The organism is Mycoavidus cysteinexigens, from assembly GCF_003966915.1.
GTDB lineage: Bacteria > Pseudomonadota > Gammaproteobacteria > Burkholderiales > Burkholderiaceae > Mycoavidus > Mycoavidus cysteinexigens.
In genome coordinates this window covers 2,703,028-2,725,961 of record NZ_AP018150.1, presented here as the reverse complement: position 1 = coordinate 2,725,961, position 22,934 = coordinate 2,703,028, and the positions used below count along the sequence as shown (strand labels likewise).

Sequence of the window (22,934 nt, the reverse complement as noted above, 5' to 3'; positions counted from 1 at the left end):
TAAACGCTTAGAACTTAATCCATTAAATTTCTAGTTCTTCGGCCCGATGACAGGCAACCTGGCGATTATCCACTTCACGCAAGACGGGCGCTTCATGCCGACAACGCTCAATTGCATAAGGGCAACGCTGGTGAAACGTGCAACCGGCCGGAGGATTAAGCGGGGACGGAAGCTCTCCTTCAAGGCGAATTTGAATCCGTCTTTCAGATGAACGGATCGCTGGGGTAGCAGACATCAAGGCGCGCGTGTAGGGATGACGGGCGCGCGCAAAAAGTGTGCTTTTGTCGCCAAATTCAACAATTCCCCCAAGATACATGACCATAACGTCATGCGCGATATGTTCGACTACGGATAGATCATGCGAGATAAATACATAGCTAATGCCGAAACGGTCTTGCAAATCCATGAAAAGGTTGAGAATTTGCGCCTGAATAGACACATCAAGCGCCGAAACGGGCTCATCGGCCACTACAATTTGCGGTTCAAGAATCATCGCTCGGGCAATCGCAATGCGCTGTTGCTGGCCGCCAGAAAACATATGGGGGTATCGCCTCATATGCTCAGGCCGTAAGCCAACTGTAGCGATCATTTCCGTGATACGCGCCAAGCGGGTTGCCTGATCGAAATCAGTATTAATAATGAGGGGTTCGGCTAACGTGGCGTAAACGGTTTTTCTTGGGTTAAGCGACGCAAATGGATGCTGAAAAACCATTTGTACGCAGCGGCGTAGCATGGCACGGGTAGCGCGATTGGCGGTAGCCGCGTTATGACCATTGATCAAAAGTGTGCCTGAAGTGGGCTCTTCAACCATCGTAATTTGGCGCGCAAGCGTTGATTTGCCACAGCCTGACTCCCCAACCACCGCAAGCGTTTTGCCGCGCGTGAGGGAAAATGACACTTGATTCAATGCGCTAACTAAGCTGTGCCCAAAAAATCCTTGGCGCACCGAGTAATGTTTAGTTAAACCTTCCGCGACAAGCACGGTGTCTGGTGCATTCATGATGTAAAGTAAGAGGCGGCAGGTGTATCGGCGGCTGATTGCAAATTAAGCGGTTTAATGCAACGCACGGCGCCTACCTTAAGAGGCGCCAATGGTGGCCGCGCATGTTCGCAAGCGTCGATTCTATATTTGCAACGCGGAGCAAACAGGCAACCTGGCGGACGGTCATGTTGACCTGGCACAACGCCCGATAAGGCGGTTAAGCGCTTGGCCCCGCGGTTATGCTCGGGAATTGCAGTCAATAATGCTTCTGTATAGGGGTGGTGCGGTTGCTCGAAAATTTGGGGCACGTAATTTGTTTCAACGATCTCGCCCGCATACATCACCGCGACCCGTCGCGCAACTTGCGAGACCACGGCAAGATCGTGCGAAATTAATGCTAGCGCCATACAGCGCTCTTTTTGTAAATCCACCAGCAACTGCATAATCTGAGCTTGAATGGTGACATCAAGCGCGGTGGTTGGCTCATCGGCGATCAGCAATTTGGGATTGCAGGCAATCGCCATAGCAATCATAACGCGCTGATTCATCCCGCCTGAGAGTTGATGCGGAAAAGAGTCGATACGATTTTTAGCGTCTGAAATCCCAACTTGATCAAGTAACTCTAGCGTACGCGCATGGAGCGCCGCGCCACGTAGATCTTCATGTTGCCGCAGGACTTCTTTGATCTGTGTGCCCACGGTGTAGCTTGGGTTAAGGCTTGACAATGGGTCTTGAAACACCATTGAAATATCTTTGCCGATAATTTTTCGCCGTGCACGAGGTGATGCATTGAGCAAATCTTGCCCATTAAAAAAAATCTTGTCGGCGCGCACTTGACCAGGCGCATCAATGAGTCCCATTAAGGCCAGCATAGTAATGCTTTTGCCGCAACCTGATTCACCGACAATCCCCACGACCTCGCCGGGCGCAATGTCGAAATCGATACGATCCACGACTGGCGGTCCGCCAAAATTGATCGAAAGCTGGCGAATAGTTAAAAGGTTTGGTTTCATCTAGGTTAATAAATTTGCTTTAATTTGGGGTCAAGGGCATCGCGCAACCCATCGCCAAGCAAGTTAATGGACAGTACAGTGACCAGGATAGCCACACCGGGCATGGTCACCATCCACCAGGCACTATTCATATAGTCGCGCGCGGAAGCAAGCATGGAACCCCACTCAGCCAGTGGAGGCTGTACGCCAATGCCGAGAAAACCTAGCGCTGCCGCATCAAGCAGCGCGGTTGAAAAGCCCAGGGTTGCTTGCACGATTAACGGAGCTGCGCAATTTGGCAATACTTGAGAAAACATGAGTCGAAAAGTGCCGGCCCCCGCTACGCGGGACGCAACCACATACTCTTTGCTTAATTCAGCCAATGCAGAGGCGCGCGTGAGCCGCACATAACCGGGCAGAGTAACAATCGCGATGGCATACATCGTATTGGTGAGTCCCGGGCCGAGCACCGCGACTACCGCAACCGCCAATAAAAGCGCAGGCAACGCAAGCAACACATCGATCAAACGCATGATGGGCGCATCCAGCCAGCGCTGAAAAAACGCAGCGCATAAGCCCAGCACGGTCCCTAGCGAAAGCGCGAGTAATACTGAAATGCTGCCAATCCAAAACGATAAGCGCGCACCATATATTAAGCGAGAAAGAATGTCACGCCCCGCTTGGTCTGTGCCCAATATAAAACGCCAAGACCCATCCTCCTGCCAAGCCGGAGGGACGCGAATCGCATCTCGATATTGCTCAGTCGGATCATACGGTGCGAGCACGGGAGCGAATATCGCCGTAAGCATCAATGCGATAAGTAGCACGCCCGCTAAGACCGCTCCTCGATGGGTGCGGAAATGCGCCCAAAATTCTGTTAAATTGGATTCCTTCATTGCTACCTCGAATGGCGAATACGCGGATTAAGCACGCCATATAACACATCGACCAGCAAATTAACGATGATAACGAGTGTAGCTAGTACTAAAATTCCACTTTGCACAATCGGATAATCGCGCCGGTTGATCGCATCAATCAGCCATTTGCCGACCCCGGGCCAAGAGAAAATCGTCTCGGTGAGTACTGCGCCTGAAAGTAGCGAACCCACTTGCAAGCCAATCACGGTCACTACCGGAATTAATGCATTGCGTAGCGCATGGACGATGATGACGCGGCTTGGCGAGAGCCCTTTAGCGCGCGCAGTGCGAATATAGTTCTCACGCAAAACTTCGAGCATGGATGAGCGGGTCATGCGTGCAATCACCGCTAGCGGAATGGTGCCTAATACAATCGATGGCAAAATTAAATGATGTAGCGCTGAACGAAAAGCGCCTTCTTGGTCAGAAAGCCAGGTATCAATCAACGTAAAACCAGTAACCGAGGGTATATCATATTGAATCGCCAAGTGTCCCGAGACAGGCACCCAACCAAGCTGCACTGAAAAAAACATAATGAGAATTAATCCCCACCAAAAGATAGGCATTGAATAGCCTGCCAGCGCGATGCTCATCATTGCGCGATCAAGCAGCGAGCCAGGTTTAAGCGCGGCCAAAATACCTGCCGGCAAACCAAGCAAAAGAGCGAAGAAAAGCGCTCCCAGCGAGAGCTCAAGCGTAGCCGGAAAACGCGCTAAGAATTCATCCATAACGCTGGTATGCGTGGCGAGCGAAATACCGAGATCACCTCGCAGAACATTCGATAAATAACGCAAATATTGCACGGGTAATGGCAAATCCAGACCGAGATGGCGCATCGCCTCAGCATGGGCTTCTGGAGTAATGCCGCGATCGCCCATCATGACTTCGATGGGATCGCCAGGAATGACATGAATGAGCGTAAAGGTAAGCACTGTAATGCCGATAAAAGTCGGCACAAACATACCAAGACGGCGGAGAATAGATCGCAACATAGCGTTATTTTATAACTGATGACTTGAGTGATTGTACGGCAGACCAACATAGCATGGCGTGTGGTCAGCTAAAATACGCCCACTATGTCTTCTTTAACTTCCGTATTATCTAACACACGGCGTATTGATCGTGAGCAGCTTCGTATGCTTTTATCGTCCTCTTTACAAAAATTGACGATTGAGGTGGTTGACGAAACGGGTTCGACGAATGCGGATTTAATCGCTCGTTTAAAAGCGATGGATAAGCCCAGATTGCCCATCGTGCGCGTGGCGTATCGACAAACAGCTGGGCACGGGCGCCATGGGCGGCCATGGATTGCTGCGCCAGGTAATGCATTACTTTTTTCGTTTGCCTGTGAAATACTTCGGTCACCGGCTGAACTGGCTGGCCTTAGCTTGGCCGTAAGTACTGCAGTGCTGGCCGGATTACGCGCCCTGATGCCCACGGATATGCATCGTTTGGCGTTGAAATGGCCGAATGATGTCTTGCTTGATGGCGCAAAATTGGCTGGCATTTTGATTGAAATGGCGCGTAGCAGCCATACTTCAAGTAGCGTGGTGATCGGTATTGGATTCAACCTTGAGGGTGAGGAAGCGCTGGCGGCGCAGTTAAGTGCGCAGGCCAACCCGCCCGCAGCTTTAGCGCGAGTATTGCCGCAGGTAGCGATGACCGATGTGCTGGCGCATTTGCTTAATGCCCTGGCTGCCATGCTGGAGCGTTTCAGTGAGCATGGCTTAGCGCCTTTTCTGCAGGCATGGAATGACAATCATGCTTATGCCGGCAAAAAAGTACTTGTATTAGAGAGTGGCCGTGAAATTCTAACGGGTATTGCAACGGGCGTTGACGCATACGGTCGATTGTTGATTGATACGGGCAACGGCATTCAAACCCTCGCCAGCGGCGATGTTTCTTTGCGAGTGCATATTCTGTAACATCGCCGGTTTTTACTTACTTTGCCTATAACAGGGCTTTTTTTCAATAAACTCATAATGTCTTCTGTTTCATCAGCAGCTCCTTTTCTTTTAATCGATGCGGGAAATAGCCGTATTAAATGGGCATTGGCCGATGCAGGTGGTGCACGTTTTGCCTCTGGCGCTTTTGCACACGAACGCGGCGCCTTACTTTCATTGCCAGAGCCGGATTGGTCGATGTTGCCAGCGCCTGCTAGCGTTTGGATTGCAAATGTGGCGGGTGAACGTACGGCGCGGCGGCTTGAAACCTTAACCAGCACCCGCTGGCCAGATGCTCCGCGCCATACGATAAACGCGCAGCCTTATCAGTGTGGGGTGCGCAATGGTTATCGGGATTATCGGCAACTTGGCAGTGACCGCTGGGCGGGCCTGATTGGCGCACGCGCGACTTATCCAGCGGAACATCTATTAATTGCCACTTTAGGCACCGCCACTACATTGGAAGCCCTTTATGCCGACGGCACTTTTGCGGGTGGTTTAATCGCGCCTGGCGGAACCATGATGATGCACGCATTAGGCCAACATACCGCGTTGCTGCCGACGGCTGAGCAAATGACTCGAGAGCGTGAGTCACCGCAGGATGGAGAGCAAGTTGGGACGCTATTTGCAACCGACACGCAGACCGCGTTGCATGAAGGCTGTTTACTTGCTCAAGCTAGCTTAATTGAGCGTGCTTGGCGTGATTTATCCACGCGGCTAGGCGCTCCGGTGCGATGCGTATTAAGTGGGGGGGCGGCGCATAACGTGGCGCGCTTATTGACTATTGACTACTCATATCATGAGCACTTAGTGCTTACCGGGCTTGCATTAATTGCGCGAGAGCAAATGTGCTTGCCTAATCATATTTAAGTTCGTATGGCTTAGTTTTATGATCGTTTACGATTGATTGAGCTTGCTCTGTTTAGCGCATCCCTTAGCCAGAAGGGGCGCGTACTTTACGCAATAAGGCAGATGTTGACCGTTGAAACTCAAACGGAATCGTCAGTGCTTGTCCGCCCCAGCCCCGCACCAACTTGGCTTCTGGCAATGCGTCCATATCATAATCACCGCCTTTAACGAGTATATCGGGCCGCAATGCGTTAACCAATGTGAATGGAGTAAATTCGTCAAAGCACACTACCCAATCTACGCATGCAAGGGCGGCGATAAGGGCCATGCGATCAGCTTCATGATTGATTGGGCGATCCTCGCCTTTGCCCAGTAAGCGTACCGACGCATCGCTATTAACCCCAACCACTAAACATGCGCCTAATGTACGTGCTTGAGCGAGATAACTGACATGGCCACGGTGCAAAATATCGAACACCCCGTTTGTAAAAACAACCGGTGCTGAAAGGGTTGGGCGCTTTACCGCGAGCTGTTCGCGGGTTAGAATTTTTTGTTCAAAATGAGTCAGCATAAGAAATACGATTTTGAGTGTGCAATCAGCTTGCTATAATACGCTTTCTCTTGGGGCGTTAGCTCAGTTGGTAGAGCAGCGGACTCTTAATCCGTAGGTCGAGCGTTCGAGCCGCTCACGCCCCACCATATGCCATAAGGATTTTGCCAAATTCCTAGGCATCGGCTAATTTAGCTTTGTGTAATTCTTGTGTAATCGTGCCAGCAAAATAGCTAGGCGATTCTCATCCTCTGCTCAAATTTTTCCATTACCGCCCGCATGTATTGTCCGTTCTGGTGCGCATAACGCTCAACCATTGCAAGAGTTTTATGCCCACTGATTCGTTTAAGTGTTATTGCTAAATTGAGCAGGCACTAAAGTGCGCGTGCCGGACTTTGGTCCTACCGCATAAATTATTGGCGCAGCACCCTTTTTTTCAATAATTCCAATCTCAAGATAGTTGTCATGGCAATACTTTGCTTTGATTTTTCCATTTTTAATGCTGATTTCAGTTCTTCAATGGTCATAATTTTGGCTAAATCTTGCTTGTCCGATCTCTTGTTAGGAATATAATTATTATTAGATAAATAGTCGCCCCTGAATAATTCGTAAGCCCTTATGTGCTAAGACTTTTTAAGCGAAATGTAGTGGCATAAATTGCAAGAAAATGGCATATTGAGAAAATAAAGCCTGCAAATTTTGATGAGAAAAGAATGAGACCGAAGGCGCAAGTGATTGAAGCAGATATGTTCAGACAACCGTTAAGAGAGCAGATCAATCTGAAACATGAGTTGGTAGGTTTAGGAGATTTGATCAATTGGGAGAAATTAAGCGAATCGATGAGTGAGAGTTTTACCTCATCGAGAGGTCGCCCAGCCAAGTCCCCTCGCCTGATAGCGGGGTTATTGTATTTGCAATATGCGTTCAACTTGTCTGATGAAGAAGTCGTTGGGTCGTGGCTAGAAAACCCATATTGGCAAGTATTCACGGGAGAGGAGTATTTACAAACAGAAGCGCCCATAGATGCATCAAGCCTAACGCGTTGGCGGAAACGTCTTGGCGAGGCGGGAGTCGAAGAGTTATTAGCCGAGACGATCGAAGCGGCGAAACGGAGTGATGTGATCAAAGCATCGAGCGTGAAACGAGTGATCGTAGACACCACCGTGATGGAGAAGGCGATAGCCCATCCGACCGATTCCAGATTGCTCGAGCGTTGTCGAGAGCATTTGGTGAAAGCGGCAGCCCAACATGGTTTGCAGTTGCGACAAAATTACAACCGAGTGGCGCCCCGTTTGTCACTCCAAGTCAGCCGTTATGCGCATGCGAAGCAATACAAACGGATGAACAAAGCGTTAGGCACACTGCGTTCTCGAGTGGGACGAGTGATGCGCGATGTTGAGAGACAAATCGAGTCGGTGGCGGAGAAAAGCCATGATGCCTTGCGAGAGTTGATAGCCCGTACGAAAAGAATCATTTCGCAAAGCCCCAAGGATAAAAACAAACTTTATGCCCTGCATGCACCGGAAGTGGAGTGTATAGCCAAGGGCAAGGCACGTAAGCCCTACGAGTTCGGTGTCAAAGTATCGATTACGACAACTCACCAGGAAGGACTTGTGTTGGGTGCGCGCTCGATGCCGGGAAACCCTTACGACGGTCACACGCTGGCTGAAGCACTAGAACAAGCCGCAATTCTGAGTGATGTGACGCCCGAAGTTGCGATCGTAGATCGCGGTTACAAAGGGGTTGAGGTCGATGGCGTAAAAATCTATCACTCAGGTATGCGCCGGGGTATCACACGTACGCTAAGTGCTATCATCAAACGACGCAGTGCCATTGAACCTATCATCGGTCATATGAAGACGGATGGGAAACTTGGTCGGAATTGGCTCAAAGGGGCATTAGGCGATGCCATACACGCTGTGCTCTGTGGCGCTGGGCATAACTTACGGATGATCCTCAGAAAGCTTCGGCTTTTTTACGTTTTACTTTTATCCGATTTCTTCCGCCCTACGTTTGCTGTTGGTTTCAGGTTTTGGTTCTAATTAGTTCACAAAACGATTTATTCAGCGACGACTACATAGAGCTCTGTTCCAGAACGATAAATTAATGATGGGGAATTTATTCAGATATGGCGTCGATGTAAATACACGAGATGCTAATGGTAACCCGCCTATACATCATGCGATAGCGAATGACGATATTGATATATTGCGGCATTTAATGGCGATGGGTGCAAATCTAAATGCACTGAATACACATACACAAACGATTTTTCAGGTTGCCAGAAATTCTGGAAAAACGGAAGTTCTGAATTTCTTAAAACAGCTTTATTTTTCCGAGACTTATACGCCGCGACATGATGTGGATAAAGATTTATTGGTTAAAGAGATGAATACCAATGAGCGAGCGATAGCGCTATTTAAATCGGTGATTCAGAAAGATCTGCAAATGATAGATATTTTGTTTAGTAATGATTACGATCTCCATTCAAAAATTGATGATGATCATAATTTCCCCATACATCTTATTGCGGGACATGAATATGCCGATTCTGTTTCGGAACATAAAGATATTGAGATGTTTAGTTATTTTCTAGAAAATGGATCAGATCTTAATGCAACAAATAAATTTGGAGAAACAACCCTGCAGATTTCAGTGGAAATGAAAAACAAAGGAGTGTTCAATCTAATAAAAAAACATTATTTAGTCGTCGCTGAATAAATCGTTTTGTGAACTAATTAGAACCAAAACCTGAAACCAACAGCAAACGTAGGGCGGAAGAAATCGGATAAAAGTAAAACGTAAAAAAGCCGAAGCTTTCTGAGGATCATCCGTAAGTTATGCCCAGCGCCACAGAGCACAGCGTGTATGGCATCGCCTAATGCCCCTTTGAGCCAATTCCGACCAAGTTTCCCATCCGTCTTCATATGACCGATGATAGGTTCAATGGCACTGCGTCGTTTGATGATAGCACTTAGCGTACGTGTGATACCCCGGCGCATACCTGAGTGATAGATTTTTACGCCATCGACCTCAACCCCTTTGTAACCGCGATCTACGATCGCAACTTCGGGCGTCACATCACTCAGAATTGCGGCTTGTTCTAGTGCTTCAGCCAGCGTGTGACCGTCGTAAGGGTTTCCCGGCATCGAGCGCGCACCCAACACAAGTCCTTCCTGGTGAGTTGTCGTAATCGATACTTTGACACCGAACTCGTAGGGCTTACGTGCCTTGCCCTTGGCTATACACTCCACTTCCGGTGCATGCAGGGCATAAAGTTTGTTTTTATCCTTGGGGCTTTGCGAAATGATTCTTTTCGTACGGGCTATCAACTCTCGCAAGGCATCATGGCTTTTCTCCGCCACCGACTCGATTTGTCTCTCAACATCGCGCATCACTCGTCCCACTCGAGAACGCAGTGTGCCTAACGCTTTGTTCATCCGTTTGTATTGCTTCGCATGCGCATAACGGCTGACTTGGAGTGACAAACGGGGCGCCACTCGGTTGTAATTTTGTCGCAACTGCAAACCATGTTGGGCTGCCGCTTTCACCAAATGCTCTCGACAACGCTCGAGCAATCTGGAATCGGTCGGATGGGCTATCGCCTTCTCCATCACGGTGGTGTCTACGATCACTCGTTTCACGCTCGATGCTTTGATCACATCACTCCGTTTCGCCGCTTCGATCGTCTCGGCTAATAACTCTTCGACTCCCGCCTCGCCAAGACGTTTCCGCCAACGCGTTAGGCTTGATGCATCTATGGGCGCTTCTGTTTGTAAATACTCCTCTCCCGTGAATACTTGCCAATATGGGTTTTCTAGCCACGACCCAACGACTTCTTCATCAGACAAGTTGAACGCATATTGCAAATACAATAACCCCGCTATCAGGCGAGGGGACTTGGCTGGGCGACCTCTCGATGAGGTAAAACTCTCACTCATCGATTCGCTTAATTTCTCCCAATTGATCAAATCTCCTAAACCTACCAACTCATGTTTCAGATTGATCTGCTCTCTTAACGGTTGTCTGAACATATCTGCTTCAATCACTTGCGCCTTCGGTCTCATTCTTTTCTCATCAAAATTTGCAGGCTTTATTTTCTCAATATGCCATTTTCTTGCAATTTATGCCACTACATTTCGCTTAAAAAGTCTTAGCACATAAGGGCTTACGAATTATTCAGGGGCGACTATGTAGTGCTTCTGAGCGCTCGTCAGGGCCCATACTTCTTGCTAATAAATCTTTATCCAAATCATACTTTGGAACATAAGAGCCATTCAAATAAAGCTGCTTTATGTAATCCAACACGTTTGCTTTTTCGCCGTGCTCTGCAATTTGTAGAGTTGTTACTTCGGTTGCCGCCAAGTCGTTAAGCTCTGCACCCATAGCCACTAAACGCTGTACGGCATAAACATTATCATTCGCTACCGCAAGGTGTATCGGCAAGTTACCATTGGCATCTCGTGCATTTACATTGATCTCATATTCGAATAAAGAATTCATCATTGCTCTATCGTTTTGGGACAGAGCTATATGTAGCGCGTATGAGCGCTCATCAGTGCTCATATTCTTGGTTAATAAACTCTTATCCGATTCATGCGTTGGAATATAAGCACCGCTCAAATAAAGCTGCTTTATGCAAGCCCATACGTTTGCTTTTCCGTAGAATTCTGCAATTTGTAGGGTTGATCCTCCACCTAGCGTTAATTGATTAAGGTCTGCCCCCACAGCTACTAAACGCCACACTGCATTCACATCGCCTTTCGCTATTGCAATATGAATGGGCAAATCATAATTGCCACTTCGTGAATTTACAGCGACTCCATGTCTCAATAAAGATTCCACCATGACGTTATCATCCTGTTGCAGGGCTTTATGGAGCTCTTTTGAGCGCTCGTCGGGGTTCATATGTTTTGCTAATAAATCCTTGTCCAAGTCATGTTGGGGGTTATAATTGCCTGCTAAATAAAGCTGCTTGAAACCAGCCAGCACCTGTTCACTTTCGTGCAGATCTGCGGTTTGCAGAACGGTTCTTTTATCTCTTTCATTTATAGTCAATGTATTAAGAGTTTTGTTGTACACATCTGCAGTTTGCAAAACGGTTTTGCCATCTTCAATCTGTGCTTTAATACTTGACTTTGCCTCTTCCTGCACTAAATAAAATAAAGCATGAGCAGTAGAATATGTTGCAGCAATATGTATAGGCAAGTCACCATGGCGATCAGGTGATTTTATATCGGCTTTATATTCAGCCAAAATATTTATCATCTCCTGATCATTTGAATTTGCTGCTATGCATACCGCTTGCACCCGTTCATCATGGCTCATATGTTTTACGAGATTTTCTTTGTCCGTTTCGTTTTTTAAAATAAGAGGGCCCCAGAAATAACTATATAGCTCTTTGAAAAAATTAATTGATTCCTTCTTTGTGTTTATTTTATTTGCTTGGTCGGTTTCGTTTGCATCATCCCTTTCATTTCTAAAAGCGACTTGCAATGCTGTTTGATTATTTGCATTAAGTTTAAGAAAATCCGCCCCTTGGTCCCTTAAATACCCGAGCATCCTCGTATCACATGTTGCTGTAGCAATATGTACAGGAAAATTGCCTTCATCATCTTCTGATTTTTCTAATAAATAAGGAATAACATCTTTATTATTGTTGTTGAGTGCAATTTGCCAAGCCGCTTCTCCAAACGCATTAGGTTCATTGAGCTTGGCTCCTTTCTTAACTAAACTTTTTAGTATTGCTAAATTGCCTCGCGCGGCTGCAACATGTATCGGCCTAATACCGTTGCTATCGGGCGAGGTTACATCTATCTTCTGCGCAAACAAAAACTCTAGAATATCGGTGCTGTTATAGGAGATAGCCAAATGCAGCACTTCGTGCTGCTCTTCATTGTTGATCTTTCCCCATTTTGATGTGACGAATTCATAAAATTTAGCGTAATTCTCGTGTCTTTCTGAATTTGCCTCTTTAAATTTTTCTTTATAGGCCTCGACAGATTTTTCTACATCTCCCGGCGCATCAAATATCTGATATTTTTTTGCCTGACTGATAAACCTAGCCCAACTATTTTTTTCGTAGAACGACTGGTTAAATTCAACCCGCGCCTCAGCCTCGGGAGAAGGTTTAAACTCAGAGATTAATAAACGAGGGGGCCTAGGCTCGAAAGAAAGAAAAATATCCTCTTGGTCTTTGGTTAAGTCTTGAGTTTGGGCTAAATTAGCTCCTTTGCTTTTATTGTTTGCTGGTAGCGCAGAAATTAAAGAAGTTGATTGCCTCCTAGAGTTCGAGGCAGCTGTAGGCGAAGGGCTTGTGGTCTGTGGCAATCCTGAATTGTCTATGCTTGCCGGTGCTGTGACAGTTCTTCTAGGAGGGGTGAACATAAAAGCTCCTAAATTATGCTTTAAAAAATTCGATAACTTTTTAATTGATTGCCTTAGTAGGCTATTGCCAATAAAACGTAGGTTAAATTTGATAAAAGGATTCTGCCCGTTTTTTACGAAACACCTTTAGATTAGGCGAAGCCTTTCATCCAGCCACCTAACTTGGAATGCCTTTTTAGCAAAATTCTGATCATGAAAAAGGTGAGCGAATTTTCCATTTATTTGTATATTATTCAAGCTAATAGCTTGTAATTGAATGAAATTAAAGCAAGAAAAAGTGGCGGTAAATCCAAAAGTGATGCGCCGGATGAAGCAGAATACTTATGCGTTCTTTAAAGAGGGAGTTGACCAAGACGGCGCGTAAACCCAATATTGGGAAGCCAGCTATGGCTGCACGTCGCGATGAGTTTATCGCAAGAACGTATTTATATTGCTAAATTAACGCTTAAACAACGCCAACGCCTGATGGCGCTGATCGGCATGGTCCACGACTGGCGACGGATAATCCTTCCCAAGCGTAATGCCCGCCGCATTTAATGTGGCTGGGTCTGCCAACCATGGCGTATGAATTTTGTTGCCTTGTAAAGCACTAAGCTCTGGGCAATAACGGCGAATAAATTTACCGTCAGAATCAAATTTTGTAGATTGCGTGACCGGATTAAAAATACGGAAATAGGGCTGGGCATCGCAGCCGGTACCCGCAGCCCATTGCCAGCCGCCATTGTTAGAGGCTAGATCATAGTCAATCAATTGTTCGGCGAAATAACGCTCGCCCCAACGCCAATCAACCAGTAAATCCTTCACTAGAAAACTCGCCGCAATCATCCGCAGTCGATTATGCATATATCCAGTTTGATTGAGCTGACGCATAGCAGCGTCAACAATAGGGTAACCGGTTTGACCTTGGCACCAGGCGGTAAATAATGTTTTATCGTTAGGAAATGCCAGCGCATCATAATTCCGCTTAAAGGCGTGATGCTCCACCTCTGGTCGGTGCCAAAGAACTTGCTGGTAGAACTCGCGCCAGATTAATTCTGTTAACCACGTTTGTGCACCGCGGCTTCCTTGGTGCCAGGCGTAAGCGGCTAATTCACGAATCGATACTGTGCCAAAGCGTAAATGTACTGACAGATAGGATGGCCCCTTGATTGACGGGAAATCCCGGGTCAAGTGATAGCGCTCAATGCGTTGCTTGAAATTCTCAAATAGTGTTTCGCCGCCTATAACGCCAGGTTGGATAGATAAGTCGGCCAACCCGGCGGGCTCAAAATGAAGTTCCTGTAACGATGGAAATGGCTGCGCAGCCAAACGAGCTAAGCGATGCAAATAACGCTTAATGGGATAAGAGCGTAAATAAAAATCATTTAATTGCGTGAGCCAGGCGCGTTTATAGGGAGTAAACACGCTATACATAGTGCCGGATTGGGTGATGATTTCGTCTTGCTCGAAAATGACTTGATCTTTAAAGGTGTGCAGCGCGATTCCCTGCTGCCGAAGGGCCGTTGCTACCTTTTTGTCGCGCTGGATCGCGTGGGGTTCATAGTCACGATTGGTATAAACAGCGCTGACGCTAAATTCGGCCGCTAACGTTGGAATAGCTGTAACGGCATCTGCATGCCGTATGACAAGATCACTATCTGCGCGTTGTAATTCAGATTTGAGCGCGCGCAATGATGCATGAATAAACTCAACCCGACGGTCGGCACGGGGTAGAGTGTCTAGAATTGCAGTATCAAACACAAAAACCGGGATCACCTGATCGCATTCTTTCAGCGCATGATACAGTGCGGCGTGATCGAATAACCTTATATCTCGACGCAACCAGACCAGCGCAACTTTGGATGCCTTCTCGGTGGATTCGGTCGCCATGATCAACCCCTAAAGTGTGTCTTCGATTTTTCGTTATGGTCTCACGAAATTGTTCTGTTATGTCTACAACTCATCAAGATCCAATTATTGCTGTAGCTACCGCCCCTGGTCGGGGTGGGATTGGCGTAGTGCGCGTATCGTTTGGCAAGTTAGGTGCAGAAGTGGTGGCCCGGCTGATGTTAGCGATTTGCGGCCAGGAGCTTACGCCGCGGCATGCGACTTATGTGCCATTCCTGAGTGCACAGGGTGAGGTTTTGGACCGTGGCATTGGCCTTTATTTTGCTGCGCCGCATTCTTATACTGGTGAGCATGTGCTTGAGTTGCAAGGGCATGGTGGGCCAGTCGTTTTACAGCTATTGTTACAGCGTTGTCTGGCGGTGCATGAGGTGCCAGGTTTGCGTTTAGCTGAGCCGGGCGAATTTACGCACCGTGCTTTTCTGAATGATAAGCTTGATTTAGCGCAGGCCGAGGCGGTTGCTGATTTAATTGAGGCGAGTACGGAAGCCGCGGCCCGTTGCGCTGGACGCTCGCTGGATGGGGCGTTTTCACGTGCGCTTGAGCGGCTGGTGGATGACTTAATTCGCCTGAGAATGTTGGTCGAAGCAACGCTGGATTTTCCTGAAGAAGAAGTTGATTTTCTGGAGGCAGCGGATGCGCATGGCAAACTGGCTGCGCTGCGCCATGAATTAGCGCAGATTCAATCAGATGCGCGGCAAGGCGCATTGTTGCGCGAAGGACTTTCAGTCGTATTGGTGGGCCAGCCGAATGTCGGTAAATCTTCATTATTGAATGCGCTTGCTGGTGCTGAGTTAGCCATTGTGACGCCGATTGCTGGAACCACACGCGATAAAGTTGCGCAGACGATTCAGATTGAAGGAATTCCACTGCATATTATCGATACCGCAGGTCTGCGCGAGACAGAAGATGAGATCGAGCGGATTGGCATTGCGCGTACTTGGCAGGCGATTAAGCAAGCTGATATTGTCTTGCATCTGCTGGATGCTCGCATAGGTTTTACCCCTGAGGATGAGGAAATTATTGCGAGCTTGCCAGCGGGTGTGACGGTGCTTCAAATTCATAATAAAATTGATTTGCTTGCGGCACCGGCTGGTGTAAATGCCATTACGGAAACTCAGGCTATGCGCATCGTGCGCTTATCCGCAAAATCGGGCGCTGGGATTGAGCATTTGCGCGCACAGTTGCTTGAGCTGGCAGGCTGGCGGGCAGGGACTGAAAATATTTATTCGGCGCGTGAGCGCCATTTGATTGCGCTGCGTGCGGCAGCTCAACATCTACAGAATGCGGCGGAGCAGGCCGCGCAGAATGCGCAAGCGCTTGATCTTTTTGCGGAAGAACTGCGTTTAGCGCAACTTCGACTTAATGAGATTACGGGGGAATTTACTTCGGATGATTTATTGGGCGAGATTTTTAGCCGGTTTTGTATCGGCAAATGATATGAGGTTTTTTAATGTCCAATAAAAACTAAAAAACTCCTTGTATCCCTATTGAATGCTGGTTTCTTTGTTCTTATAATGTCCAGTTAGATACACTAACAGCCGATGATTTTTATGTCCAAGTATGCGTCCAAGTGACTGCTTGGACATAAAATATCGGGTATGCTTGGACATATGGAGGGGCTATGCCGCTGACCGATACTGCACTAAAAGCCTTGAGGCCCAAGGACAGGACCTACACCGTGAGCGATGAGCGCGGCCTATACGTTGAGGTATTTCCGACCGGCGGCATTGTGTGGCGTTATCGCTACCGGTTCAGTGGCAGGTATGAAAAGCTGACGCTGGGCAAGTATCCTGCCCTGACCCTGAAAAATGCCCGTCTCAAGCGGGATGAGGCTGCATCACTGGTGGCTATGGGCGAATCGCCCGCCCAGCAAAAGCAACTTGCCAAGGTTGCGGCGGCGGATTCAACGACTGTGAAGGAGTTTGCCGAGAGGTTTTTCCGTGAAATTCAGACCAAGGACAGGAAAGATAACACTATCCCGCGCCGATACTTGGATAAGGATATTCTGCCCTCCATCGGTGACAAGCCCATGCGGAACGTGACCACCGAGGATGTGCGCTCAATCATCTGGCGCAAGAAAGATCACGGGTTTGATGCGGCGGCAGGGCAGATTCGCGGGGTGTTAAAGCGGCTTTGTGACTACGCTGTGACCTGCGGCCTGATGCAAAATAACCCTGTGCTGGCGCTACCCATGCGCCATGTGCATAAATCAGTGTCTCGTGACCGTGTACTGTCGCCCGATGAAATCCGCGTTTTCCTGAACTCAGCTTTTACATCCAACATCCGGCGGCAATTCAAAATCGGCCTGCACCTGATTCTGCTGACGATGGTACGCAAGTCAGAATTGTTGCTTGCACGCTGGAAGGATGTGCATCTAGATCTGGCTGAGTGGCATATCCCTGCTGAAAACTCAAAGACGGGCAAACCTCATATTGTGTATTTGTCCCGGCAAGCGGGTGTGCTATTTGAGGAACTTAAAGCTTTAGCTGGTGGCAGTGAGCTTGTCATGCCGGGGCGCGGTACCTTAACCAAGCCCTTTGCGCATAATGCAATTAATACGGCTTTGAAAAATGCGCTGCAAGGGCAGGAAATTCCAGCCTTTACCATCCATGACTTGCGGCGCACGGCCTCTACGCTGTTGCATGAAAGTGGTTGGGCATCAGACGTGGTGGAAAAGGCTCTGAATCACACCATCGGCGGTGTACGGGGTGTCTATAACCGTGCCGAGTATGCTGATAAACGGCGCGAAATGCTGCAATTCTGGGCAGACTTCATCGAAAAACTGGTGAGGGCCAACAATGTAATTCTTGGTCGCTTCAACAAAGCGGCATGATGTTGTTTTGTTGCGCTTACCCTGAGGGGGAAGAGAGGCTTCTTACTTGGCTGGCGCAGTATCCGAATCAGGACAGGCAAATGTGAAAGGAGCGCATTTTGGACTTCAAAAAGATTAATCCGCTTTGGAATTTGGCAGACATACTCACTGTGTCTGATGCCGCAGCGTTGATTGCTGGAGTCGAACCGAATTCAGTAGACTCCAGCGGTCAGTATTTCAGAGACAGGGAAAGCGGGTTGACCGATAGTGGGGGTATTGGGCCTGTGAATATAGTGCTTTCGGCTCTGGCTAATTCAATCAATGCAGGAAGGCTAAAAGCAATCATTCGGCGTAATGCCCGTATGCAAGCTTGGGACGAGTTTCCTAACGTGGGTGAATCCATCCGAGAACTATATCCAATGGAATCGGGGGAAATTCGCCAAGGATTTGAGCCAAATGTAATTTACTGTGAAGCGCCTGACTGGGGGAAAACGACCATTGATAGGCAAGATCTGGTTAATTGGCTGCGAGAGCGAGGGTTTACGACGGGTTTCTTTTTCCCTAATGTGACAAGTGATACGCCTAATTACCTTGACCCCGAAAATCTCCGCTATGCTCCCAAGCTGGCAGCGGCAGTGAGGGCATGGCAGGCAGTGACCGAGCCTAACGGCAAGCATCCGAAACAGGCATTGCAAAAGTGGCTTCGGGAAAACGCTGCCACCTTTAGGCTGACCAAAGATGACGGCAATCCTAACGAAACCGGCATCGAGGAAGTGGCGAAAGTCGCAAACTGGGAGCCGGGAGGTGGTGCGCCCAAGACGCCCAGCGCGTAACCTACCCACCCATTAAAACCTTATAAATACTGAGTTTTTGGACGTATTTCACCCTAAGCTGTCCCACCCCTTACCGGTCGAACCTACCCACCCTTGAGGGCGCTTTGGGGGCGAGTTTTCGCAATCCGTCTATCTATTTTTCCAAGAGGATAGCCTTAATCATTGCTGCATGTTCAACAACGCACAAAGAGGTGCAAACATGCAGCAAACCATCTTACGATTACCTACCGTTAAAAGCGAAACGGGTTACTCACGCTCCACGATTCATTTGCGAATCTCGGAAGGGCTTTTTACAAAACCCGTGAGCCTTGGGGCGCGTGCAGTGGGCTGGCCGTCTATCGAAATAGCTACCTTGAACGCTGCCCGCATTGCTGGCAAATCGAACGTTGAAATCCGCGCACTGGTGGAAAAGCTGCACGCCGCCCGCAAAAATGCTGCTTGATGGTGCAGTAATGGATAACCCTATTCAACAATTTCGCGATGCCTTAGCTAGACGCGGCATTATGCCACCGGCTGACGTAATAACTGATGGCATGATTCACCGATGTGACTCCGAGGGCAAAGGGGGCAAGGGCGATGCGTCTTACCTGTTGCACTTGGACGGTATTCCTGCCGGCGGATTCGAGAACCATCGGGACGGATTGGGCTGGGAAAACTGGCGATTAGACACGGCGCGCACTTTAACCCAAGCTGAAAAAACTGCTCACCAAGCAAGAATTAATGCTGCAAGATATAAGCGCGAAACGGAGGATGCTAAGCGTAAACAAGAAGCGCGAGAGAAAGCGCACCTGCTTTGGACTGAGGCTTACACCTGCCCCAGCCATGGGTACCTAATCCGCAAGGGCATAGCTCCCTATGGCGTTAAAACTATTGCGGCAGACAAAGCACGTCAGATAGTTTCCAACCTCTCGGCGGAATTGACTGGAGAGCTTTTAGTTATTCCGATGCGTGATTCCGCAGGGATATTGCATTCTCTACAATTCATAACTAGTGGCGGTATCAAGCGACCAGTGACTGGTGGGCGCAAACGTGGCTGTTATTTCGGTGTTGGTAAGCCGGAGGAGGTGCTTTGCATTACCGAAGGTTTTGCAACCGGCATGAGTATCCGAGAGGCAAGCGGCCATGCAATAGCAGTGGCATTTGATGCTGGAAACCTGATGTCTGTGGCAAAAGCCTTGCGGGAGAAGTTTCCTACCTTACTGCTAGTGCTATGTGCCGATGACGACTACGCTACTCTTGGCAATCCTGGCCTGAATAAAGCCCAGGAAGCTGCACAAGTTGTTGGTGGGTGTGTTGCCGTGCCAGACTTCGGAGCTGACCGACCTGAAGGCGCAACCGACTTCAACGACCTGCACCAGGCGCAAGGGCCAGATGCCGTTATCTGCTGCATTGAGACGGCAATCAAACTCCATGCGACGGCAACAAAGGAGGTCCCTCAGTTGAGCGAGGCCGTGCAGTGTTTACCAATTTCTGTAGAAAAGTCTGAAAATCATCCTTTGAGTAAGAGTTCGCTGTCCTGCGAGTACGGCGACGGACGTTTTGAAGTGTCGGCCCGTGGCCTAATCTTTATTGGTACCGATAAAGATGGACGCGAGAAAGCGCCACTATGGTTGTGCTCTCTTTTGTATGTGGTCGCAAAAACGCGTGATGCCAAGAGTGGTGAATGGGGCAGACTACTAAAGTGGCAAGATGATGATGGTGTGCAACACCAATGGGCGATGCCTATTGAGTTACTGGAAGGAGATGGCCTAGATGTGCGTCGTGAATTAGCACGCCGAGGATTGCAAGTATCTCCGAACAAAGCCGCACGCGACTTGATCGCAGCTTATCTCAAAGTATGGTCAGTAGAAACGCGAGCACGTTGCGTTGACCGTCTCGGTTGGCATGAGAATGTTTACCTAACCCCCTCTTATACGATTGGAGAGACCGAAGAGCATGTGGTCTTTCAGAATACGCACGCGATCGAGCCAGCACTTGCAGTTTCAGGCACAGCCGAGGAATGGCGGGAGGGAATAGCATCTTTGGCCCGAGGAAATACTAGATTAGTATTTGCCTTATCCATCGCTTTTGCGGGTACCTTAGCGCATCTCGTCGATGAAGACTCTGGCGGCTTTCATTTGCGCGGCCTTTCTTCTTCAGGAAAATCAACCGCTTTAAAAATGGCGGCTTCTGTGTGGGGCAAACCATCGACGTATGTAAGGCTATGGCGAGCCACCGCCAACGGTTTAGAAGGTCTCGCCGCCTTGCATAACGATAATCTGCTGATTCTCGATGAGCTTAGCCAAATTGACCCTAAAGAAGCTGGACAAGCCGCTTATTTACTCGCCAATGGGCAAGGCAAAGCGCGCGCGGCGCGCAATGGCACAGCACGAGCGGCGCAGCGTTGGCGTTTAATGTTTTTAAGTGCTGGAGAAGAGTCTCTCAGTGCCTTAATGGCCCGCGCCGGAAAGAAAACCAATGCTGGACAAGAAATTCGCCTAGCCGATCTAGAAATTGATGCAGGTGCAGGGATGGGAGCATTCGAGCAACTTCATCATTACGATACGCCAGGCGCGTTGGCTTTGGCAATCAAGGAAGCGACTACGAAACTGTATGGTGAGGTAGGATTGGCATGGCTTAAACGAATCGTGAGTGATCAACTTTCGCTCACCCGTTTTATCCGCGATGGGATCCAGCAATTTATGGCAGAAGTTTTGCCCGCCCAGGCAGTCGGACAAATAGAGCGCGTGGCTCGGCGCTTTGCTTTAGTGGCGATAGCGGGTGAGCTAGCAAGCCACTATGGCCTAACCGGCTGGCCTGAGCATGAGGCAGAGCGCGCAGCCAAGACTTGCTTTATGACTTGGTTTGCAGCCTTTGGCGCGATAGGCAACCGAGAAGAGAGTACCTTGTTAGCGCAAATCCGCGCTTTCTTTGAAACGCATGGCAGCAGTCGTTTTGAAGATGTAAATGCGCTTAGCGAACAACGTATTTTCCAACGCGCTGGATTTTGCCGCGCTCGTGCGGAAGGAGGACGGGAGTTTTTAGTCTTGCCTGAAGTGTTTAAGCGTGAGTTATGTGCTGGGTACGACCTTAAGATAGCTGAACGCATCCTGCTTGCCCGAGGTTGGCTGGCTCCAGGCGGAGATCGAACCACACAAAAGATTAGATTGCCTGGCATCGAAACCCCAACCCGAGTGTATGTCTTCACCTCCAATATGTGGGAGGCGGAAGAATGAAGCTGAATTTTACTTGGCTCTCGCAACCCATCGAAATTAGCCGGGGACAACTGGGGACACCGGGGACAGCGAGTATTCCTCAGGGTTTAGGCTGTCCCCAGTTATCCCAAAACAGTGGGGACAGTTGGGGACAAACCCAATCGACTGAGAACAATGTATTACAACGCTCCCCGATTTTGTCCCCATTGTCCCCAAAACTAGAAACCGGCTGGGGACAAGATAAAGCCAGTGTGGATAAGGCTTTCCCCATTGTCCCCGATGTCCCCACGCAAAAACGCATGATTGACTGTGAGGCATTCGAGGAGAGGGCGGCGATCATGGAATTTGATGGTGAGTTATCTCGCGTCGAAGCTGAACGGCTGGCGATTAAATCATTGGAGGAGGTATGACAAAAAAAGTAAGCGTGAAAGATAAAAAGAAACCAAGATCAGTGGCGAAGTCTACAAAATCAAAAATTGATGCATCTGCTCTGGCAGAATTCGTATTAAAACCCAGTGCCAATGCAGCCGCTATCGTTAGCGAATACGCCACGCCCCTTGGTGAGCAGAACTTTGGCGAGCTGACCCAAGCACTGGCAAACTCGATTACCGAGGTTCGAGGCGGCGACATGGGGCGGTGTGAAGGCATGTTGATGGCTCAAGCTCAAGCCCTGCAATCTATTTTTATGAATTTTTCCCGGCGGGCACTCTGTCAGGAATCTCAGAAAAATCTTGAATCCTTCTTTCGCATGGCGATGAAAGCGCAAAATCAATGTCGGATGACACTTGAAACGCTAGCAACCATCAAAAACCCGCCAGTCGTGTTTGCCAAGCAAGCCAACATCGCCCACGGGTATCAACAGGTGAACAATAGCATAGCGCCCCTCGCGCACGCGGAAAAATTAACAATTCAGTCAAACGAACTATTGGAGCAACAACATGAGCAGCGGCTGGACACCAGAGCGACGGGCACGGCAACGGGCTTTGATTCAGCAATGGCGACCCTGGGAAAAGTCGACAGGACCGCTCACGGATGAAGGTAAAGCTAAGGCATCCGCTAATTCGTTAAAGCACGGCGGACGATCTAAGGCTTGGCGCGAACAGCTAAAAAGGATTCATGCTTTGCTACATCAACAACGGAAAATCTTAGAAGAGGTGTAGTGACCTGCTGCTTTGCGTCATTAATAAATTTGATGCTGCCCGTAGTTGAATTTGCACATTAAGATTGATTTCCTTATACTTTAGGTGTCACTAAAACAATAGTGGCCTGGGTTTGACATCCCGGCAACACAAGAAAGAAGGCTTGCGCTTATGGCGGGGCCGTGTGGGGGTACCTTCGGGTACGCCGATTCTTGTGTTTCGGTATGTCAACCCTGCTCGGTTCCGCCACCTCTTTTGACATAGGGGTGCGTCGGAGTTTAAAGCCAAACACAAGGAGCAATGCGATGTATTGTCTAGAGTCTTACCCTTCTCCGCCCAAGTATTCCCCTTCATCTCCTCAAACTGTATCCCCTAAACAGCGCCCTCAAAGATGCTCCGTTGATTTACGGCATTTACAACGCTCTTCGTTCTCTCTTAAAAAACTCGCT

19 protein-coding genes and 1 tRNA gene are annotated in these 22,934 nt (G+C 48.7%); 12 read left to right on the top strand and 8 right to left on the bottom strand.

Annotation, left to right across the window (positions count from 1 at the left end; genetic code table 11):
• Positions 1-22 precede the first annotated feature (22 nt).
• Genes MCB1EB_RS11525 through MCB1EB_RS11510 form a run of 4 tightly spaced genes read right to left on the bottom strand, consistent with a single transcriptional unit; the run spans position 23 to position 3,883 of the window.
• Positions 23-1,000: a dipeptide ABC transporter ATP-binding protein gene (locus tag MCB1EB_RS11525; RefSeq protein ID WP_045364104.1), complete on the bottom strand. Its 978-nt coding sequence runs from the start codon at positions 998-1,000 to the stop codon at positions 23-25.
• Complete coding sequence (locus tag MCB1EB_RS11520; protein WP_045364107.1) at positions 997-1,995, bottom strand: ABC transporter ATP-binding protein; 999 nt, start codon at positions 1,993-1,995, stop codon at positions 997-999. The genes MCB1EB_RS11525 and MCB1EB_RS11520 overlap by 4 nt, the downstream gene beginning before the upstream one ends.
• Before the next feature lie 5 nt (positions 1,996-2,000).
• Positions 2,001-2,870: an ABC transporter permease subunit gene (locus MCB1EB_RS11515; RefSeq protein ID WP_045364110.1), complete on the bottom strand. Its 870-nt coding sequence runs from the start codon at positions 2,868-2,870 to the stop codon at positions 2,001-2,003.
• A 2-nt stretch (positions 2,871-2,872) separates the two neighbouring features.
• On the bottom strand, positions 2,873-3,883 hold the full coding sequence (locus tag MCB1EB_RS11510; protein WP_026921650.1) for an ABC transporter permease subunit: 1,011 nt from the start codon (positions 3,881-3,883) through the stop codon (positions 2,873-2,875).
• 84 nt (positions 3,884-3,967) lie between these two features.
• On the opposite strand from MCB1EB_RS11510, the gene MCB1EB_RS11505 reads away from it, so the two are divergent.
• A complete protein-coding gene (locus tag MCB1EB_RS11505) occupies positions 3,968-4,816 on the top strand; it encodes a biotin--[acetyl-CoA-carboxylase] ligase (protein WP_045364114.1) in 849 nt (282 codons plus the stop codon).
• Between the two features lie 57 nt (positions 4,817-4,873).
• On the top strand, positions 4,874-5,704 hold the full coding sequence (locus MCB1EB_RS11500) for a type III pantothenate kinase (RefSeq protein WP_045364116.1): 831 nt from the start codon (positions 4,874-4,876) through the stop codon (positions 5,702-5,704).
• A gap of 64 nt (positions 5,705-5,768) precedes the next feature.
• Here MCB1EB_RS11500 and rfaE2 read toward each other — a convergent pair whose 3' ends face one another.
• Entirely contained in the window at positions 5,769-6,254 is a 486-nt protein-coding gene (gene rfaE2, locus MCB1EB_RS11495; protein ID WP_045364119.1) for a D-glycero-beta-D-manno-heptose 1-phosphate adenylyltransferase, read from the bottom strand.
• 52 nt (positions 6,255-6,306) lie between these two features.
• Between rfaE2 and MCB1EB_RS11490 the strand changes: the two genes are divergently transcribed.
• From MCB1EB_RS11490 to MCB1EB_RS11480, 3 genes are all read left to right on the top strand, one after another.
• Positions 6,307-6,382, top strand: a tRNA-Lys gene (locus MCB1EB_RS11490).
• Between the two features lie 564 nt (positions 6,383-6,946).
• Positions 6,947-8,275, top strand: coding sequence for an IS5 family transposase (locus MCB1EB_RS11485; protein ID WP_126353842.1), 1,329 nt, complete (start codon positions 6,947-6,949; stop codon positions 8,273-8,275).
• Positions 8,276-8,294: 19 nt separating this feature from the next.
• Positions 8,295-8,954: an ankyrin repeat domain-containing protein gene (locus MCB1EB_RS11480; RefSeq protein ID WP_313790319.1), complete on the top strand. Its 660-nt coding sequence runs from the start codon at positions 8,295-8,297 to the stop codon at positions 8,952-8,954.
• A gap of 17 nt (positions 8,955-8,971) precedes the next feature.
• On the opposite strand, the gene MCB1EB_RS11475 is transcribed toward MCB1EB_RS11480, so the two are convergent.
• The 3 genes from MCB1EB_RS11475 to MCB1EB_RS11465 form a co-directional block, all read right to left on the bottom strand.
• Positions 8,972-10,300: an IS5 family transposase gene (locus MCB1EB_RS11475; RefSeq protein ID WP_126353842.1), complete on the bottom strand. Its 1,329-nt coding sequence runs from the start codon at positions 10,298-10,300 to the stop codon at positions 8,972-8,974.
• A gap of 112 nt (positions 10,301-10,412) precedes the next feature.
• Positions 10,413-12,620, bottom strand: a complete 2,208-nt coding sequence (locus tag MCB1EB_RS11470) for an ankyrin repeat domain-containing protein (RefSeq protein WP_126354037.1) — start codon at positions 12,618-12,620, stop codon at positions 10,413-10,415.
• A gap of 438 nt (positions 12,621-13,058) precedes the next feature.
• The gene (locus MCB1EB_RS11465; protein WP_045364125.1) at positions 13,059-14,489 is read right to left on the bottom strand and encodes a cryptochrome/photolyase family protein; all 1,431 of its coding nucleotides are present in this window, start codon (positions 14,487-14,489) and stop codon (positions 13,059-13,061) included.
• A gap of 59 nt (positions 14,490-14,548) precedes the next feature.
• Between MCB1EB_RS11465 and mnmE the strand changes: the two genes are divergently transcribed.
• The 7 genes from mnmE to MCB1EB_RS11430 all read left to right on the top strand — a co-directional run bounded on the left by mnmE (position 14,549) and on the right by MCB1EB_RS11430 (position 22,382).
• On the top strand, positions 14,549-15,943 hold the full coding sequence (mnmE, locus tag MCB1EB_RS11460) for a tRNA uridine-5-carboxymethylaminomethyl(34) synthesis GTPase MnmE (RefSeq protein ID WP_045364127.1): 1,395 nt from the start codon (positions 14,549-14,551) through the stop codon (positions 15,941-15,943).
• A gap of 185 nt (positions 15,944-16,128) precedes the next feature.
• Entirely contained in the window at positions 16,129-17,340 is a 1,212-nt protein-coding gene (locus tag MCB1EB_RS11455) for a tyrosine-type recombinase/integrase (protein WP_045364130.1), read from the top strand.
• A 98-nt stretch (positions 17,341-17,438) separates the two neighbouring features.
• Entirely contained in the window at positions 17,439-18,152 is a 714-nt protein-coding gene (locus MCB1EB_RS11450; RefSeq protein ID WP_052393917.1) for a hypothetical protein, read from the top strand.
• A 199-nt stretch (positions 18,153-18,351) separates the two neighbouring features.
• Positions 18,352-18,594 carry a helix-turn-helix transcriptional regulator gene (locus tag MCB1EB_RS11445; RefSeq protein WP_045364133.1) on the top strand — a complete coding sequence of 81 codons (243 nt, stop codon included), beginning with the start codon at positions 18,352-18,354 and terminating at the stop codon, positions 18,592-18,594.
• A 10-nt stretch (positions 18,595-18,604) separates the two neighbouring features.
• Positions 18,605-21,367 carry a DUF927 domain-containing protein gene (locus tag MCB1EB_RS12230; protein WP_161566224.1) on the top strand — a complete coding sequence of 921 codons (2,763 nt, stop codon included), beginning with the start codon at positions 18,605-18,607 and terminating at the stop codon, positions 21,365-21,367.
• Positions 21,364-21,756 (top strand): hypothetical protein, encoded by a 393-nt coding sequence (locus MCB1EB_RS11435; RefSeq protein WP_045364136.1) that lies wholly within the window; start codon positions 21,364-21,366, stop codon positions 21,754-21,756. Before MCB1EB_RS12230 ends, MCB1EB_RS11435 begins: the two co-directional genes overlap by 4 nt.
• Positions 21,753-22,382 (top strand): hypothetical protein, encoded by a 630-nt coding sequence (locus tag MCB1EB_RS11430; protein WP_052393919.1) that lies wholly within the window; start codon positions 21,753-21,755, stop codon positions 22,380-22,382. The genes MCB1EB_RS11435 and MCB1EB_RS11430 overlap by 4 nt, the downstream gene beginning before the upstream one ends.
• Positions 22,383-22,934 lie beyond the last annotated feature (552 nt).

Excerpts from the sequence above, each read along its gene's own strand:
- MCB1EB_RS11485 (WP_126353842.1), top strand. The coding sequence starts at position 6,947 with ATGAGACCGAAGGCGCAAGTGATTGAAGCAGATATGTTCAGACAACCG.
- MCB1EB_RS12230 (WP_161566224.1), top strand. The coding sequence starts at position 18,605 with ATGGATAACCCTATTCAACAATTTCGCGATGCCTTAGCTAGACGCGGC.
- MCB1EB_RS11475 (WP_126353842.1), bottom strand. The coding sequence starts at position 10,300 with ATGAGACCGAAGGCGCAAGTGATTGAAGCAGATATGTTCAGACAACCG.
- MCB1EB_RS11510 (WP_026921650.1), bottom strand. The coding sequence starts at position 3,883 with ATGTTGCGATCTATTCTCCGCCGTCTTGGTATGTTTGTGCCGACTTTT.
- MCB1EB_RS11515 (WP_045364110.1), bottom strand. The coding sequence starts at position 2,870 with ATGAAGGAATCCAATTTAACAGAATTTTGGGCGCATTTCCGCACCCAT.
- MCB1EB_RS11500 (WP_045364116.1), top strand. The coding sequence starts at position 4,874 with ATGTCTTCTGTTTCATCAGCAGCTCCTTTTCTTTTAATCGATGCGGGA.
- MCB1EB_RS11430 (WP_052393919.1), top strand. The coding sequence starts at position 21,753 with ATGACAAAAAAAGTAAGCGTGAAAGATAAAAAGAAACCAAGATCAGTG.
- MCB1EB_RS11465 (WP_045364125.1), bottom strand. The coding sequence starts at position 14,489 with ATGGCGACCGAATCCACCGAGAAGGCATCCAAAGTTGCGCTGGTCTGG.
- MCB1EB_RS11445 (WP_045364133.1), top strand. The coding sequence starts at position 18,352 with ATGCAGCAAACCATCTTACGATTACCTACCGTTAAAAGCGAAACGGGT.
- MCB1EB_RS11470 (WP_126354037.1), bottom strand. The coding sequence starts at position 12,620 with ATGTTCACCCCTCCTAGAAGAACTGTCACAGCACCGGCAAGCATAGAC.
- MCB1EB_RS11435 (WP_045364136.1), top strand. The coding sequence starts at position 21,364 with ATGAAGCTGAATTTTACTTGGCTCTCGCAACCCATCGAAATTAGCCGG.
- MCB1EB_RS11455 (WP_045364130.1), top strand. The coding sequence starts at position 16,129 with ATGCCGCTGACCGATACTGCACTAAAAGCCTTGAGGCCCAAGGACAGG.
- rfaE2 (WP_045364119.1), bottom strand. The coding sequence starts at position 6,254 with ATGCTGACTCATTTTGAACAAAAAATTCTAACCCGCGAACAGCTCGCG.
- MCB1EB_RS11525 (WP_045364104.1), bottom strand. The coding sequence starts at position 1,000 with ATGAATGCACCAGACACCGTGCTTGTCGCGGAAGGTTTAACTAAACAT.
- mnmE (WP_045364127.1), top strand. The coding sequence starts at position 14,549 with ATGTCTACAACTCATCAAGATCCAATTATTGCTGTAGCTACCGCCCCT.
- MCB1EB_RS11520 (WP_045364107.1), bottom strand. The coding sequence starts at position 1,995 with ATGAAACCAAACCTTTTAACTATTCGCCAGCTTTCGATCAATTTTGGC.
- MCB1EB_RS11505 (WP_045364114.1), top strand. The coding sequence starts at position 3,968 with ATGTCTTCTTTAACTTCCGTATTATCTAACACACGGCGTATTGATCGT.